Raw genomic sequence first — 18,208 nt, forward strand, 5'->3', positions numbered from 1 at the left:
CATAGATAAACTCCAAATTTTTAATCACACCAAAGAAGTATAACTACGAGTAAAAATTCCTTTACTGTTATTTTTTTGCCAAAACGGTCGGAGATGATTGCGCACAAACCGAATCACATCATCCCTGCTGTCGTGAATGAAAAAATGCCCGCCCCTGAATGTTGACAGATAAAAGTATTCCCCGGCCTCGTCCTGCCACGCCAGTAATTCATCGCTGGTAATGTCTTCATCCTGACCACTGATCACCACCAGTGGACAGGGTAAATTCCTTTTAAGGCCAGGTGCGTATGAATAGCTTTTGCACAGTTCGAAATCCGAGCAAATAACGGGCAATGCCATAGCCATTAGCTCTTCATTATCAATAACGTCTTCTGACATACCACCCAGTTTTCGCAAATAGGATTTCACATCAGCCGTTGTTGTTAACTCACTTAGCTGTTCAACACAACGTTGCCGACGGGTTGGTGCCGATGTGCCGGAGACAAATAGTGTAACGGGAGTGGTGGCCCCAATATTTATCAGGCGTCGTACCAGCTCAAATGCCAAAATAGCCCCCAAACTGTGGCCAAAAACAGCATATGGCTGGTTGCCTATCCGCTGGCTCATCTCCTCCGCCAGTTGCTCAACCAATACTGCCATATTGGTTTGCAGTGGCTCATCCATGCGCATTCCCCGGCCAGGCAGTTCAACAGGACAGACCGTTAGCCAGTGCGGCAGCTCTCGCTGCCACTGATAATAGATGGAGGCACTTGCGCCGGAATAAGGAAGGCAAAAAAGATTCATGTTATAGGTTAATGCTCGGAAACTTCAGGAATTGCATGCTCTTTTGGCGTTTTATTTGACGGGTTCTGGGCATTTTTTTCCTGAGCCTCCATCGCTTTGCGCAAACTCAGTGGGCGCATATCTGTCCAGACTTCTTCGATATAGTCGAGGCATTCTTTTTTGTAGCCACTTTTTCCTGCCTTGCGCCAGCCTTTGGGGATTTCTTTATAATCTGGCCAAATGGAATACTGCTCTTCGTGGTTTACAACCACTTGAAAGATAATATCTTCACGATCAAACACTGATGTCATGGTATGGCTCCTATTTTTAGCACTGACTTATTCGCAAAAAAGTAATCCTCAATTCTTGAGGATAAACGAATAAAAATTGATGAAAATTAGTATTTTATGGCCGCCTCAACAGCTTTTGAAAAAATTGATGCAATCTTATCTACTTCACTATCGGTAATAATCAAGGGGGGCAGGAAACGCACTACGCTGCCAAAGCGTCCGCCCACCTCCACAATCAATCCGCGCACCAGGCATTCCCGTTGGATAACGGCAGCGAGTGAACCTGATGGCGGTGGGTTTCCGCAAGCATCCGGATTCCCAGCAGGATCAACGATTTCTACGCCCAGCATTAAGCCGCGCCCACGGACATCCCCCACTTGCGGATAACGGATTTGCAGTGCCCGGAAATGTTGGAATAAACGCATTCCCATCCTGGTTGCATGAGTGGTCATGTTTTCACGCACCAGGTATTCCATGACGGCGGATCCAGCAGCCATCGCCATTTGATTGCCGCGAAAAGTACCTGCATGGGCACCCGGTTGCCACTTATCCCATTGCTCGTTGTACACCAATACTGCCAGTGGCAAACTGCCCCCAATCGCTTTGGAAAGTACAATGGCATCCGGGATGATGTCTGCTTTTTCAAAAGCAAACATGGTTCCGGTGCGCGCAAAGCCACTCTGGATTTCATCTACAATGAGTGGTACCCCATAGGTACTGGTAATACGCCGTAATCCTTTTAGCCAGTGAATATCGGCCGGTATAACCCCACCTTCGCCTTGAATAACTTCGACAATCACACCTGCGGGAAGTGATACCCCACTTTCGGGATTGGCAAACAGACTTTCCAGGTAATGAAGGTTGGCGTTAACACCTTGCTCCCCGCCCAATCCGAATGGACAGCGGTAATGGTTAGGGTAAGGCATAAATTGCACATTGTTACTTAACAACGCAGCGAGCGGTTTTTTCGGACCCAGGTTGCCCATTAAACTCAGCGCCCCCTGGCTCATACCATGGTAAGCCCCCTGGAACGATAAAATAGTACTCCGCCCGGTAGCCGTGCGTACCAACTTCAGGGCAGCCTCTACCGCATCGGTACCACTGGGGCCACAGAATTGAATTTTTGCCTGCTGACGGAATGACGCGGGTAATATCGCAAATAAATCCTGTATAAACTTATCTTTTACCGGGGTGGTAAGATCCAGTGTCAGTAATGGAAGGCCGTCATCCAGAACTCGACGCATCGCTTCCACTACCACCGGATGATTGTGCCCCAGTACCAGTGCCCCAGCACCCGCCAGACAATCAATAAAGCGCCGCCCTTCAACATCCTCTACATAAATGCCATTTCCTTTACTCAACGCCAGGGGAATACGCCGAGGGTAACTGCGGGCATTGGACTCTTTCTCTTTTTGTCGTATTAACAAGGGGGAGTCTTCAATCAGGTACAGCGGATCATCATTATCAATAAAAGTATGAGCCAAACTTTCTTCATCGAGTAACATGGCAACAGTCCTATTTAACTCGCCTATTGGGCTTACAATTCACGCACTACACGAAGGCCTAACCAATCCCCAACCAATCCCACAGGCCGACTATTACGATTTCCAGAGCGGGAAAATATTGGGGGTTCAATCCAATCATTACCTCGCATAATCCGCTCATCGCAATCCCCTTCCATCCAGGGACTTCCATCTGTTGGTGCATTGTCATAACTATCGTTAACGCAATCCATGAGCCGTTCATGCACATTGCCATGCATATCAAACAGCCCAAACTTGTTCGGTGGATAACTGCCTACCGGTGACGTGTATTCATAGCCATCGGCATGACCGTAGGTATTGGCATTTTTATTGATTTTGTATACCCCTTCTTCATCAAAGGGAAATGGAAAAGGGCCTGTTGACCCGGCCCTGGCAGCGTATTCCCATTCTGCTTCACTGGGCAGGCGATAGGTCTTCCCCGTTTTTTTGGTCAGCCATTTCACATAATTTTCAGTATCCTCAAATGTCATGCATACCGCAGGTTGCCGGGCACTGTAGGAATAGGTTGGCTTGCCATCCGTACACGCCCGCCCCGGGCGGGTATCTCCACTGCGGCGCGGTGTATTGGTTGCCTGAATAAAGGCGTCCCATTCAGCAGCTGTTACCGGATAAATACCGATTGCAAAAGGCTTGGCGAATGTAACGGTTCGCTGGGGACCTTCGTCAGGTTGGCGACCAATCTCATCGTCAGGCGTACCCATAATATAACTGCCCGCCGGAAGAACGACGATTTCCGGGCATACATCACAGTCTTTGAGTAAGGTGCCCGGACGGGGAAATTTTTCTGCAGCGAAAATGCCTGCATGAGGTGACATGAATAACAGGGTAATCAAAACAGGAAATATTTTTTTCATAGCGTTTCCTTAACTATCTACCAATATCTATCTTGCACTTGATGCAGATAGGCAGCCAATAAAGCGTTTTTGTGTTGTTAAGGAAACGATATGCAATTGGAAGAATTTAGGAAAACCGAAAATAAGCTTATTCTGTCGCTTGATAGCAAATGCTATGACAGAAATCGTGAATGCCTGATTGCCAGGCAAGCCACCTGTCATTCACAAAAAATTTAAATATCGGCGATAAAATGATAACAAAGGGCATCCCTTCCCTTTTATTGCCGGACTGAAGTTACACTTCAAGTTGCGCCATTAAATCACTTAAGCGATCGGCTTTTTCCCGGGTAATGGATGAGCTCTCAAGCCCCCGGATAAAGTCTGCCAATGATTCAACGGTATGGCACTCGAACATCGCGCGCAGGGGAATACCTTTGTGCAAGACCTTTTGTACCCGTGAGGCAATCTGGGTGGCAAGCAGGGAGTGTCCGCCCAATTGAAAAAAGTTGTCGTGTATACCAACCTTGTCAATTTTCAACACATCGGCCCAAATGGCTGCCAATTGCTGCTCTAAGGTATCCCGTGGCGCGACATAACTCTGTTCCTGCAAAGCACCAATATCCAAAGTGGGTAGCGCCTTGCGATCCAGTTTGCCGTTGGTGTTGCGCGGCATTTCTGCAAGCAGTTGCCAATAGGCAGGTACCATATAATCAGGCAGGCAAGCCTGCAGCCACGACTTGCACCGCTCGATCAATTCAGATTGTGAGTGGGAGGCGATGAAGGTTTGGGTTGGTGTCAAATAAGCCACCAGATAATCCCCACTCAAGCGCGCCTGGACAATCACCGCAGCCTCGCGCACGCCTTCAACATCCAGCAGGCAGGATTCAATTTCCCCCAGTTCAATACGAAAGCCACGCATCTTGACTTGATGGTCTGCTCGCCCGACGTATTCCAATAAACCATCTGAACGACGCCGTGCGAGATCGCCTGTGCCGTACAGCCGCTCGCCAATGCCTCCAAATATATTGGGAATAAAAGCGCGCGCAGTGCGCACCGGATCAGCGAGGTAACCCCGCCCTACCCCTGTCCCTGCCACATATAATTCACCCACGGCGCCAATAGGCGTGAGTGAAAGTTCGTCATTCAGTACGTAAAGGCGATTGTTGTCCGTGGGTGAGCCGATCGGCAGATAACTACCTGTTGTAAACGACTCACTCACCGGGAAGAATGCCACATCGTCCGAGCATTCTGCCGGCCCGTAAGCATTCACCAGGCCAATATCCGGATAGCGTTCCAGCCATCGTTTTGCCAGAAGCGGTGGCATGGCTTCCCCGGTGGGCAACATCCAGCGCAAACCCGATAGCGGTTGTTCATCTTCTTCCAACATGCGTTGGATCAACGAGGGCACACTTTCCAGGACAGTAATACGTTCTGCAACAACCTGTGCCATCAGGGCCGTTGGATGGTGTGCAATATCATTGGGGACAATGACAACCCGGCCGCCAAACAGCGGAGCCGCTAAAAACTGCCACACCGAAATGTCAAAGCATTGGGACGCCGTCTGGGCAACGACATCGCGCTCATCCAACTGCAGATACGGCACTTTACTCAATTGGTTATTGAGCATACCGCGCTGGGTAACCATTACCCCTTTGGGTTTCCCCGTAGAGCCAGAGGTATAGATCACATAGGCGAGACTGTTTGCAGTACCGTATATCCCCGGATTATGGTCGGGCACAGCATCGTGTTGTGTGTCCTCCCATACCAGCAGCAATGGACGATTGTGCTCTGGACAGAGGGCGAGTACATCATGGCCGAGTGCAACCTGGCTCCTCTCGCACACCAGTACGGGAGCGCGGCTCATGGTCAACATGTCGGCAAGCCGTTGAAGCGGATGCGCGGGGTCCAGGGGGAGATAGGCCGTCCCTGCTTTAAAGGTGCCCAGTATCATGCCCAGTAACTTCAGATTGCGTTCGGCAAGCAGCGCCACCGGTTTGTCAGCCAGATTGCCAAGTGCCAAAAGACGATGTCCCAGGCGATTGGCATACTGGTTAAGTTCCCGGTATTGCCATTGCTCACCACGGCAACTGGCCACGATGCTTTCGGCGTGAATGGAAACCTGCTGCTCAAATAAACGGACATAGCTCTCCAGCGGGTAGTTACGCTCACTGTTATTGCACTCGTGGATCAGGAAATCCTGCTCACTTGAACCGACCAGCGGTATATCACCGAGCATGCCATCAAAGCCCTGTACCAGTGCCAACAGCAAGCGCTGGAATTCCCCTAGCATGGCCTCCACGGTAGCGTCGTTAAAATAACGTTGGTCAAAGGAGATATGTAAACCCAATTCCTCGCCCGGATAGCAAACTGCGGTCAACGGAAAATTGGTGTGGGTACGCCCGGAGTCGGAACTGGCATTGAATTGCCGCGCCCTATCCAGCACCGACACTTCCACGGGGGCATTTTCGAATACGAATAGACTGTCAAACAGCGGCTCCCCTTTGGGTACCTCACTGCAAGCCTGAATATCGACCAGCGGCAGGTGTTCGTGATCGCGCAGCTCCAGGTTATGTGCTTGCAAGTGTTGCAGCCAATTACTTACCCGGCAGTCTTCACCGATGTCGGGAAAGCCAACCCGCAACGGAATACTGTTGATAAACAACCCCACCGTTTGCTGTAACGCCGGTAAATGGATGGGTCGCCCTGCGACGGTAACCCCGAATAATACGTCGCGCTGGCCGCTGAGCCGACGCAGAACCAGGGCCCAGGCTGCCTGGGCAAAAGTGTTGATGGTCAGCTGGTGCTGTCGCGCCAGGGTTTGCAATTGGTGGCTGGCCTGCGCGCTGAGATGACTGTAACAATCGCCCACTTGCATTCCGCCGTTATTGCCGGCGTGTTCCCGCAACAGCGGCCTATCGCTGGCAATAGGCGTAGATGCACCGAACCCCTGCAATGCGGTGCGCCACCATTGGCGGCTGAGCGCAGGATCCTGGCTACCCAGCCAGGCGATATAGTCGCGATAGCGCGGTGCTGCCGGCAACGCCAGGTTGCGACCTTCAAGCAGTGCGCTATAGATGGCAAAGAAATCCCCGATCAGCAACGAACGACACCAGGCATCGATCAGGATGTGATGGTTACTCATCAAAAACCAATAGCGCGCCTCATCGATACGGATCAGGCGCAAATGGAACGGTGGTGCATTGAGCAAATCAAAGCCCGCCTCCCGCTCGGTTTTCAATAAAGCGCGCAACCGCTGCTCATTATCAGCCTCTGAAACGCCCCGCCAATCCTGATAATCCATTGGCACCGGCCAGGTTTTATGGACGATTTGCACCATGGCTTCACCGGCATTCCAGCTGAATGACGTGCGCAAGGCTTCGTGGCGATCCACCACCGCTTGCCAGGCACTCGCGAAACAGGCAGGGTCAACCGCACTGTCAATACAGTAGCGATCCTGCATGTAATAAATACCGGTGCCCGGCTCCAACAGGGTGTGCAGCAGCAAACCTTCCTGCATGGGAGTTAAGGGATAAATATCCTCGATGTGCCGCGCGGGTATTGGCAATGCATCCAATTGCACCTGGGAGAGCTGTGCCAGGGGGAAGTCGGATGGCGTCAGCCCTCCGTTTGTATCCACCAAACAGGTAGCAATAAGGGTATCGAGCTCACGGATATAGTCTTCCGCCAGTTCGGCTATCGTACTTTCGCGATAGCGCGCCGCACTGTATGTCCAGCGCAATACCAGGGCCCCGCCCTGCACCTGGCCATCGATACTGATATCGTTGGGCAAGGGGGCCTCGGGATCGCGATTACCGGTTTCCGCGCCACCAGCCCAGCGGAAAAGCCCATCCTGGTCGATGCCCTGGTCAATCTGTCCCAAATAATTAAATGTCAGGGACGGAACCGGCAGTGCAGCCATTGCTTCGCGCACCCAACCGGTTGCCAGGTAGCGCAGCGGGCCATAGCTTTGCAAACGTGACTGCACCGATCTGAGCTGTTCCTTAACCGCCTTGATGGATGCAACCCTATCGCCCATGTCCGGCGTTAAGCGAACCGGGTAAGCAGCGGTTAACCAGCCTACCGTCCGGGTCAGATCCAGGATGTCCTCTGTGTACTCCCGACCATGCCCCTCCAATTGCACCAACACTGATTCATCCCCGGTCCAACGGCACAATACGCGTGCCAATGCCGTTAATAACAAATCATTCACCTGGGTTCGATACGCAGCAGGCGCCCGCTGTAACAGCGCTTGTGTCTGATCGGGATCCAGGCAGACGGTTAGCGTATTGGCCTGCCATTCGAGGTTTTCACCAGCGGGAAAATCACAGGGCAATGCGTGTTTTTTCGCGGTCGGGTTAACCTCTATAGCGTCGCCCTGGGTGCCATTGGACAATCCGGCGAAGTCTAATTCTGTTTGCCACCACGCCAGTGCCTCAGGTATTGCATCGCTGTTGGCATAATCGCTCCAGTAGGCTGCCCAATCCCGAAAGGCTGTGGTTTTGGCTGGCAGATGGATCTCTGCACCGGCGTGTAATTGCCGGTAACACAACTGCAAATCTTCCAGCAGGATGCGCCATGACACGCCATCCACAACCAGGTGGTGAATCACCAGCAATAAGCGCTGGCCGCCGTTCTTCGCCTGGAGTAACAAGCCGCGCAATAACGGCCCCTGTTGCAAATCCAGGCTGCGCTGCACAGCATCCACATCCGGCGAAGCGTCTGTCACCTGCGCGACATTTACCACCTGTAATAACGGCTGTGCTGCGCCATTGAGATCGACCGATGCCTGGTATGCCGCCTGCCATTGCCCCTCCTGTTGGTCAAAACGCAAGCGCAGGGCATCGTGATGATGTATTAATCGCTGTAACGCCAGTTCCAGCAGTACAGGTTTAACAGGCTCACTCATGTCCAGCCAAACCGCCTGGTTCCAATGCGGTGGATGCGGCACATTCAGGGTAAAGAACCAATGCTGGATAGGTGTCATCGGTGACGGGCCTGCCAGTGGCCCCTGTTCGACGGTGAGCGCCAACCCGTCCGATGCCTGGGTTTTTAGCGTGGCTACCCTGGCCAGGGTGCGCACCGTCTGGTACTGGAACAGGTCTTTGGGCTTGAAGTGGATACCTCGCTGGCGCGCACGGCTAACCACCTGGATGGATAAAATCGAGTCGCCGCCCAGCTCGAAGAAATTGTGGTCTATGCCGACGCTGTCCACATTCAGAACCTTACTCCAAATGTCTGCCAGTTCCCGCTCCAGGTCACTTTCCGGTTGGGTATAGGCTTGGGTGAGCGCAGCTATTTCAGGGGCGGGTAACGCACGGCGATCCAGTTTGCCGTTGGGATTGAGTGGCAACCGATCCAGCACTATCAGTTGTGCGGGCACCATATAGTCCGGCAACTGCTGCTGGAGATAGTCCTTCACACGGGCCTTGAAAGTGTCAATGGTTTCATCAGCCAGCACTTGTCCACTGAGATAACCCACTAGTTGACGGTGGCCCTCATTGCCCACAGCGAGGACCGCTGCCTCCCGTACACCGGGAGCCCCCAACAGGCAAGACTCGATTTCGCCCAGCTCAATGCGAAAACCGCGAATCTTGACCTGGTTATCGCCGCGCCCCACATATTCAGCCAATCCATCGGCATTCAAACGCACCAGATCACCGGTTCGATACAAACGCCCGGCAATATCGAAAGGGTTGGGAATAAATCGCTCTGCAGTCAGGTCCAGCCGGCCATGGTAACCACGGGCGACACCCAGTCCCCCGATATACAGTTCACCGGTAGCACCGGCAGGTACCGGCATCAGGTTATCGTCGAGGATATAGGCAACCCGCTCTCCCACCGCCTTACCAATGGGTAGTGTCGCTGTTCCCTGGCGGACGCTATCACCGACAGGGGCTGCCAACGGCATTACCACCGTTTCTGTCGGCCCATATGCGTTAAAAAAATACGCAGGCTGAAACGCCCGGCTCATCGCTTGCCAATGTTCCGGGGTCAGTGCCTCACCGCCGGTAATACACAGGCGCACCGATGAAAACGCATTTTCCTTCACCGCCCGATGATCCATTACCCATTGGGCCAGCTGGCTGCCATAGCCTGGAGTCAAGCCCAGAATCGTGACCTTATGTTCCGCAATCAGCGAGGCAATCTCTTCTACTGCCCATTGTCCCTGGCGGCGCAACACCACGCGGGCCCCGCATAACAGGGCAGTCAATAAGCGCTCGCTGGCCGCATCGAAATTGATGGAATAAAAATGCAGCTCGCAGTCGTCGTCACGCATACCGAAGGTATCAATTACCGCCTGGCAGTGCATGGCCAATGGCCCATGGTCAACGACCACCCCCTTGGGCTTGCCCGTGGAGCCGGAGGTATAGATCAAATAGGCTTGATGCCGGGGCTGGGTCAGGCTGGCAGGTGCGCTGTCCGGATAATGAGCGAGGGCCACGCTGTCATCCTCCAGGCACCAGCGATTGACCTCGGCTGGCAATTCACCCATGGTGTCAAACAGGGCGCGATAGCCCAGTAGCATCACAATGCCGCTGTCTTCGATGATGTAGTGCAGTCGCTCCCGGGGATATTCCGGATCCAGCGGCACGTAAGCTGCACCCGACTTGAGTATGGCTAACAGCCCAATCACCATCTCAAAAGAGCGCTCCAGAGCCAGTCCTACCCGCTGTTCCGGTTGTATTCCTTGCGCGCGCAGCCAATGGGCCAGGCGATTGGCGCGGCGCTCCAGTTCGCCGTAACAGAGCGTTTCGCCATCCATGATTAACGCAATCGCTTCAGGCGCGGATGCAGCCCGCTGGGCAAACCTGTCCTGCACAGGGATTAGCTCGCTATGGCTGACGGCATCGACCGGGGATGGGTTCAAGCACGCAAGGAGTTGCGCCTGTTCAGCGCTGTTAAATAAGGGGAGAGAGGCCACTGCCTGTTGGGGATCACCAATCATCGCCGCGAGCAGGTTGCGCCAGTGATCAGCCATGGCAGCAATGCGCGGCTCATCAAACAGATCACGGCTATAGGTTAGGCAACATCCCAAGCGGCCATCGAGATCGGTGACCTCCAGGTTGAGGTCAAATTTAATGGCCCTGGCATCGTTGACAATGTATTCAACAGTCATACCTGCCAATTCACGGGTTTGCTGGAACTGCCAACGCTGCACGTTGCACATAACCTGGAACAGCGGGTTATAGGCGGCACTGCGCTGTGGCTGCAAGGCATCCACCACTTGTTCAAAAGGCAGATCCTGATGGGATTGCCCCTCGATGACTGTGCGCCGCACCTGGTCCAGCAGCTCTGACACTTTCATCTCAGCGCGCACCTGGCAACGCAACACCTGGGTGTTCAGGAATGCGCCGATCAGCCCTTCGCTCTCGGGGCGAATACGGTTGGCCACCGGTACACCAATACGCAGATCGTCCTGACCGCTGTAGCGGTATAGCAACAGCGCCAAAGCCGCCGTAACCGTCATAAACAATGTAGTGCCACGGGTTGCATTAAACGCGTGAACACGGGCGGCCAGCTCATCGGGCAGATCGAAGCGATAAAGCTCGCCGCGGTGGCTTTGTACCGCAGGTCGGGGGCGGTCAGCGGGTAACTCCAATAGCGGGTGTTCAGTGCCCAATTGTTCACGCCAATAATCAAGCTGGCGTTCGCGCTCACCGGACTCCAGCCAGCGCCGTTGCCATACGCTGTAATCCAGGTATTGCACCGGCAATGGCGCCAATGGCGATGGCAAGCCAGCGGCAAATGCTTCATACAATAGAGCCAGTTCACGGGCGAAGATATCCATCGCCCACCCCTCAGTCACAATATGGTGCAAGGTCAGCACCAGATAATGTTCCTGGTCACTGAACCTGATCGAATGGGCGCGCAGCAGCGGCCCCTGCTCCAGGTCAAAAGGCTGATGTGCCTCCCGGTCTGCCAGTGCCGCTAACCGCGCCTGGCGATCAGCGGGCTCCAGGTGAGCAAGATCATGCCTGGCCAACCTAACGTCTGACCTGTCCCTCACTTGCTGTACCGGAACGCCATCGACTTCAGGAAAGGTAGTACGCAAGGTTTCATGGCGCTCAATGAGCGCCTGCAGAGCCAAATCCAGGGCATCCACATCCAGCGCCCCGTTAAACCGCGCCATACCGCCGACGTTATACGCGGGACTCTCAGGCTCCAGATGCCACAGGAACCATAAGCGTTGCTGGGAGTAAGACAAGGGGATGGGTTGATGCCGATCCACCGTCTCAATCGGCGGCTGGCGATTGATCTCACCTGCCTGCCTGGCGCGTGCTACCACAGTCGCAAAAGCCCGTAATTCACTGGCGTCAAAGAGCGCCTTGAGCGGAAGTGTCACATTACAGCGCTGACGGGTACGCGCCACAATCTGGGTAGCCAATAGCGAATGCCCGCCCAGCGCAAAAAAATCATCAGCCAGGCCAATATCGGGCAGGCTTAAGACCTCCTGCCAAATAGCTGCAATCTGTTGCTCAAGCGGCGTGACCGGCGCGATATACTCACGTCGCTGCCAGCCAGGCAGTGGCAAACCCTGGTAGTCCACTTTGCCACTGGACAATAACGGCATCTCATCCAGCGGAATCAATTGGGCCGGAACCATATAATCTGGTAACACTTGTTTGAGTGCCTGCTTCAGCGAATCTGGAGCAATGCCCCGGCCTTTTTCCAGGGTGTAATAAGCCAGCAGTTGCTGGTCGCCATTGGCCCTGGTGTGTACCTGAACCGCGGCCTGCCGGATACCCGCCATCTCACACAAGCGAGCCTCTATTTCCCCCGGTTCAATACGAAACCCGCGCAGTTTCACTTGTCGATCCAAGCGCCCGAGGAACACCAGGGCACCATCGGTATGCCAAAGCGCTCCATCGCCAGAGCGATATAAGCGCGCCCCTGCATTCGTGTCGTCGGCATAGGGATCGGGAACAAATCGCTGCGCTGTCTGCGCCGGGCTCCCCAGATATCCCCGGGCAAGCCCTGCTCCGCCAATACACAGCTCGCCTGCAACACCAGGGGGTACTTGCGCAAACTCGCCGTCCAGCACCCGGCAACAAGTCCCGGACAGCGGCCTGCCAATCGGTGAGAATTCCGTATCGTCTTTTTGGCATTGCCAGTAGGTAGCGTTGATAGCGGCCTCGGTTGGGCCATAGCGGTTGTGCAGTGTCACCTGAGGCAATACATCCAGCACACGGTCGCGCAGTGCGGGCGACAATACTTCTCCACCGGAAAACAGCAGGCGCAACGAGTGGCAATTCGCTGCATCGGGCTGCTCAATGAATTGCTGCAGCAGCGATGGCACAAAATGCAATACGCTGACATGTTCCCTGATAACCCACTCCAATAACCGGTATGGATCGCGCTGGTCCCCTACCCCGGGCAATACCAGGCGGGCACCGGCAAGTAATGGCCAGAAACATTCCCACACGGACACATCGAAGGTCAGCGGTGCCTTTTGCAGCAGGACATCCTCACTCGTCAAGGCATAGGTGGCTTGCATCCAGGCCAGCCGCTCCCCCATTGCGCCCCGGCTGACACCCACGGCCTTGGGACGGCCAGTGGAACCGGAGGTATGAATGACATAGGCCAGGTGATGGTCGTGCAAATCCACAACTGGCGGGGTCACCGGCCAGTTAGCCAACTCTAGTGTGGCCAGATCAATGCTGATCGCCCTGCTGAGTCCCTCCGGAGCAGCGCCTGAAGTAAGCAATAGCGTCGCACCGGTATTGCGCAACATGTCATTGAGCCTGGCGATGGGATACTCCCTATCCAGTGGCACATAAGCTCCCCCGGCCTTTAAGATCCCCAAGATTGCGCTCAACATCAGCGGCGAACGCTCAATCAGCACACCTACGCAGACATCCGGCCCGACACCACAATGTTGCAGATAATGGGCCAGGCGATTGGCAGTCTCATGCAACTGCTGATAACCGATACTCTCGCCTGCCCACTGGATAGCGATGCGTTCAGGGTACAGGGCAGCGGCATGTTCGAGGCCCGCCAACAGCGTGCTGCTGCGACCCAGTCCAGGTACATGCTCCCAGGTGGATAACTGGCGATACCCGGCAGCATCCAGTAATGACAAATCAGCAATGGCCCGCTGTGGATCATCTGCTATTTGCTGCAGCAGGTATTGGAAATGCTCCGCCATACGCACGATGACATCCGCATCAAACAACGACTCCGCATAATCCCAGGACAGGCATAGATTTCCCTGGTTGTCTTCCTCCGATTGCAATTGCAAATCGCATTTGGCGTGGCGGCTATGCCAGGGCAGCTCTTCCACCGCCAATCCCGGTATGGCGCAGGCCGCTGCCGGGTCACGCTGCTGGTGGTTGAACATCACATTGAAAGCGACCCCCAGTGCTTCGCTCAGCTGATCAAAGGGAAGGTCTTGATGTGCCTGGGCTGCCAGCGTGTTAGCTTTTACTGCCGCCAGCATTCCTGTGAAAGCCAGGCGCGGTTCAAACTCACCTTGCAATACCAGGGTGTTAACGAAAAATCCCACCACTTGCTGAATCCCGGGCTGATGGCGATTGGCACTGGGGATACCAAGGCGTATCGTTTTTTCACCGCTATAGCGGTACAACAACACGTGGAATGCGGCTAACAACACCATAAAAAGTGTGGTGTCGTTATGGTCAGCCAAGGCGCGCAGGCTCTTCGCCAAAGAGGGCCCTATCTTTCGACACAAGCGAGCAGCCAATACCGGTTCACTATGGCGGTCATTGATATGCTCTCCCGGATGTCGGGTTGGTAGCGGCAGCAGCGCCTGTGTCCCGGCCAACTGTGTTAACCAATAAGTGCGCTGCTGTTGGGCCTCTTCACTCGCCAACCACTGCTGCTGCCATTCAGCATAGGCTCCATAGGTAACAGCCGGCATAGGCAAGGTGATGGTTTTGCCCTGGTTATAGGCGCTGTAGAGCTGGGCCAATTCCGCCATCAGGATATTGGCAGACCAGCCATCCACGATAATGTGGTGAAAGGTGACCAGTAATTGGTGCTCATCATCAGCCAACCTTATCAAGGTAACTCGCAGTAAGGGGCCTGTTTCAAGATTGAAAGGAGCCAGGGCCTCTTCCTCCCGGCACTGGCCTGCTCTCTTCTCCCGCTCGGCGATGGGAAGTCGGGTCAAATCGATAGGATGCACAGGGACATTCTGTTGTCCTGTCACTGACTGATAAGGCACGCCATCGCGTTCAATAAATCGGGTACGCAATACCTCATGACGCTCCACCAGGGTTTGCAATGCCTGTTGCAGCGCCACCTTGTTAAGCACACCCTGCAGGTGCAAGCCGCCAGGAATGTTATAGGCAGCACCTCGCGGATTCAGTTGCCACAAAAACCACAAGCGTTTCTGCCCCGGTGAACACGCAAATTCCGTCTGGTCACTCGCTAAGGGCGGAATAGCATTAATGACCGGAGTATTCCCGGCAAGCTGCCTGGAAACCATCATGCTAAACGCATCCAGCCTGGGCACTTCAAACAACTGCCAAACATCCAGGGATAAACCTAACCGCTCCCGTAACGCACTGATCATTTGTACGGCGCGAATTGAATTACCACCATTAACAAAGAAATGGGCATTGGGGGCTAAATGCTCCACAGCCAATATGTCACACCAAATAGCCCGAATCATTTCTCCACAGTCCGAGCCGCTGGTGGTTTGGTTATCAGGGATTACCTGTTGTTGCGCTGCTGGATAAAGCGCATAAGCGTCCAAACTACCGTCTGCCAATCCAATCCGGCAGGCGGAGCGCTGCAATTTACCACTGGAGGTTTTGGGTAAGGTTCCGGGGTTAAGCAGCGCAACTTGCTGCGGCACCTCTTGAAATACTTCTGCCACCACCTGCCGAATGCTGTCGATCAATACCTGGGCTGGCACCAGCCTCTGCAATTTACGACTGATTTCTGCCGCAATCCCGATACCTTCTTCGCCATTAAAATTGACAGCATAGGCCGCTACCCGCCCTTTCCGTACGACCTCCACTTCTTCTTCAATCGTGCGCTCGATATCCTGGGGATAGAGGTTATGCCCGCGCACGATCAGCATGTCTTTCAGACGCCCGGTGATGAATAACTCACCCTCACGCAAAAAACCCAAGTCCCCGGTGCGCAACCAAATGCGGCCATCCAGATTGACAAACGCTTTTGCTGTCGCCTCGGCATTACACCAATAACCATTGGCAATCCCCGGGCCGGATGTCCATATTTCGCCGACAACACCATCGGCTAACCCAATTTGGCGAACAGGTTCAACAATGCGAATTTCCTGTCCTGGTTGATGTCGGCCACAGCCAACCAGAGTCGCTCCCGTTCCAGGGACGGCATGATTGCGCGATAGTGCCTCCCGATCCACCTCCAGGAGTGTCGGTGCCCGCCCACGTTGCCCACCTGTTACAAACAAGGTGGCCTCAGCCAAACCATAACAGGGAAAGAATTTATCGCTGTTGAAGCCACACCCCGAAAACTTCTCGCTGAACAAGCGCAGGCTGTCTTCACGAATGGGTTCGGCACCGGAAAACGCCACCTTCCAATTGCTCAAATTGAGCTGTTGTAGTGCTGTCTCACCAATACGCTCGACACACAGGCGATAAGCAAAGTCGGGCCCGCCGCTGATCGTGCCGCCGTAATGACTAATGGCCTCCAGCCAGCGAACCGGCCGCTCCAAAAAATAATTAGATGACATCAACACACAGGGAATACCACTGAAAATGGATTGCAGTAGTGAGCCAATCAATCCCATGTCGTGATAAAGCGGCAGCCAACTGACAATCACATCATCATCGCCAATGGCAAAGCTTTGGCGAATCATCCATTCATTGGTTACCAAATTATGATGACTGACTTGCACCCCTTTGGGTTGTGCCGTAGAGCCAGAGGTATATTGCAGAAAAGCGATGTCGCCGGGATCAATATTGGGTTTCTGCCAACGCTCAGCAATAACACTGTCCAGGGTGTCAACACACAACCACTCCGGAGCATCGGCACCAAGCTTTGCCAAAAGATGCTGGCCAGCCTCCTGCAATGGTTTGAGCAAAACCGAATCCGTCAATAACAAGCGGGGACGAGCGTCTTCGATAATAGATGCCAGGCGCGCCTGGTGTTGAGGTCTGACAGATTCTGGTGGATAAGCAGGTACGGCTATAACTTTTGCATATAAGCAACCAAAAAATGCTGCCACATAATCAACCCCACTGGGAAACAGCAGGATTGCCCTATCACCCGGACTGGCCATGGTTTGTATAACAGCCGCAATTGTTCGCGCCTGCCTATCCAGTTCGTAATAGCTTAGCTGTCTAGCCCCATCCCCCTGATCATTCAGAAAGTACAGCGCCGTACTGTCCGGCATGTACTCAGCTTTCGCCCGCAATGCATGGGCCAGTGTTAATGGCATTATGAATGAGTCGGCCATAAATCCACTCCGTTAGGATATTTGTCCCGGCCCGCTCAACAATCGCTTTTTTCAACTTCCGTGAAATAGAGAATCGATTGCAAACAAGCCGCTATCTATTGGCGACAACCCATCGCCAACATGTCAAAACATATTGATAAGGTCTGCGAATGACTGGTGGTGTTACCGCTCAATAACCGGGTTATCAAGACCTTGACTATGGACAAGTAACGAAGGTGGGAAAGAAATAATTAGTCGTGTAAAGAGCGAATGCAAATACACGCGACAAAGTCCAAACTGATCAATAAATCGGGGCCATTCTGCAACAAAAAATTCATCGTATAGAAAATCAAAAACATGATTGATAATACTTCTCATTATCGATATTATTCTTTTCGCCTATGTATCCGGGCTCTGGTTATTAAATAAATATTCACTGATATTGGGACAAACTATGCTGGATGCGAGCATTCACACCCCCCCAGCTCCCTGGGTTCAGATTTACACAGAAAATTTGTCAACGCTGCTCCGGTTTGCCTATAAACTCACTGGCTGTAACCATCAGGCAGAAGATATGGTGCAAGATGCTTTTTTCAGGCTTACGTCTGCTCCGCCAGTGACGTCTACCAGAATTTCATCCAGCAAGGACCAACTCAATTATCTTTTCCAAATTATTCGCAATCTGGCTATTGATCATTATCGCAAGCAAGTATTAATCAATAAACATATCGCCATTGATGCAGAAGAAGATGATATTAATCCCTATGAAATATCCCCACAGAAAATTTACGAGGATCAACGGCTTTTGGAGCAGTTATCCACGCTGCTGTCTGAACTACCTGATCGCACCCGCTATGCCTTTGAGCGGCATCGTATATTTGGCATCCCCCAGAAAGAAATTGCTGAAGAATTAGGCGTCTCTCCTACACTTGTCAACTTCATGATAAGAGATGCACTGATTCACTGCTCCAAGCTTTTTTAAGCGCCATAACACCAATTATTACAATACTTCCGGTGTGGGCTAGCCAATAGCCTTCCCTGATAAATTGTATTAAATTTTCACCACGTCCATAGGTTGCATAAAGCCACCTGTCACTGAATCCATCCTTCGCCATGTATCAGTAATTACCTGGTACTAACCTCGATATGCCTTAAATAATATGGCCCTTCATTCGTTCATAAAGTGAAAACCTATTTTTAGCATCTGCCAATACAGTATCGGTAAAGCACAATGCATAGAATAATTAACCTCTTGCTGGGATGGCTAAAATGGTTGGTTTTGGCAGGGGTATTAATCATCATCATTGCCAGTGTTTATTTACACAGAAAGCCAGCAATTCACAGTCAAGTTGAACTCATGCCCGAAGCGAAACTGTTACCAAAAGAAAT

Annotated in this window: 6 protein-coding genes; 1 reads left to right on the top strand and 5 read right to left on the bottom strand. The window is 53.0% G+C overall.

Annotated features, from left to right (window positions below; genetic code table 11):
* Window positions 1-24: 24 nt before the first annotated feature.
* From CJA_RS09135 to CJA_RS09155, 5 genes are all read right to left on the bottom strand, one after another.
* Window positions 25-783, bottom strand: coding sequence for a thioesterase II family protein (locus CJA_RS09135; protein ID WP_012487490.1), 759 nt, complete (start codon window positions 781-783; stop codon window positions 25-27).
* 8 nt (window positions 784-791) lie between these two features.
* Window positions 792-1,073, bottom strand: a complete 282-nt coding sequence (locus CJA_RS09140; protein WP_012487491.1) for an MbtH family protein — start codon at window positions 1,071-1,073, stop codon at window positions 792-794.
* An 86-nt stretch (window positions 1,074-1,159) separates the two neighbouring features.
* On the bottom strand, window positions 1,160-2,557 hold the full coding sequence (locus CJA_RS09145) for an aspartate aminotransferase family protein (RefSeq protein ID WP_012487492.1): 1,398 nt from the start codon (window positions 2,555-2,557) through the stop codon (window positions 1,160-1,162).
* Between the two features lie 32 nt (window positions 2,558-2,589).
* Complete coding sequence (locus CJA_RS09150) at window positions 2,590-3,450, bottom strand: formylglycine-generating enzyme family protein (protein ID WP_012487493.1); 861 nt, start codon at window positions 3,448-3,450, stop codon at window positions 2,590-2,592.
* A gap of 274 nt (window positions 3,451-3,724) precedes the next feature.
* A complete protein-coding gene (locus tag CJA_RS09155) occupies window positions 3,725-16,840 on the bottom strand; it encodes a non-ribosomal peptide synthetase (protein WP_012487495.1) in 13,116 nt (4,371 codons plus the stop codon).
* Window positions 16,841-17,273: 433 nt separating this feature from the next.
* On the opposite strand from CJA_RS09155, the gene CJA_RS09160 reads away from it, so the two are divergent.
* A complete protein-coding gene (locus CJA_RS09160) occupies window positions 17,274-17,801 on the top strand; it encodes a sigma-70 family RNA polymerase sigma factor (protein ID WP_041551387.1) in 528 nt (175 codons plus the stop codon).
* Window positions 17,802-18,208: the final 407 nt, after the last annotated feature.

This window comes from Cellvibrio japonicus Ueda107, assembly GCF_000019225.1.
GTDB lineage: Bacteria > Pseudomonadota > Gammaproteobacteria > Pseudomonadales > Cellvibrionaceae > Cellvibrio > Cellvibrio japonicus.

Coding starts and splice junctions, on each gene's coding strand:
- CJA_RS09145 (WP_012487492.1), bottom strand. CDS start 2,557: ATGTTACTCGATGAAGAAAGTTTGGCTCATACTTTTATTGATAATGAT.
- CJA_RS09160 (WP_041551387.1), top strand. CDS start 17,274: ATGCTGGATGCGAGCATTCACACCCCCCCAGCTCCCTGGGTTCAGATT.
- CJA_RS09140 (WP_012487491.1), bottom strand. CDS start 1,073: ATGACATCAGTGTTTGATCGTGAAGATATTATCTTTCAAGTGGTTGTA.
- CJA_RS09150 (WP_012487493.1), bottom strand. CDS start 3,450: ATGAAAAAAATATTTCCTGTTTTGATTACCCTGTTATTCATGTCACCT.
- CJA_RS09135 (WP_012487490.1), bottom strand. CDS start 783: ATGAATCTTTTTTGCCTTCCTTATTCCGGCGCAAGTGCCTCCATCTAT.
- CJA_RS09155 (WP_012487495.1), bottom strand. CDS start 16,840: ATGGCCGACTCATTCATAATGCCATTAACACTGGCCCATGCATTGCGG.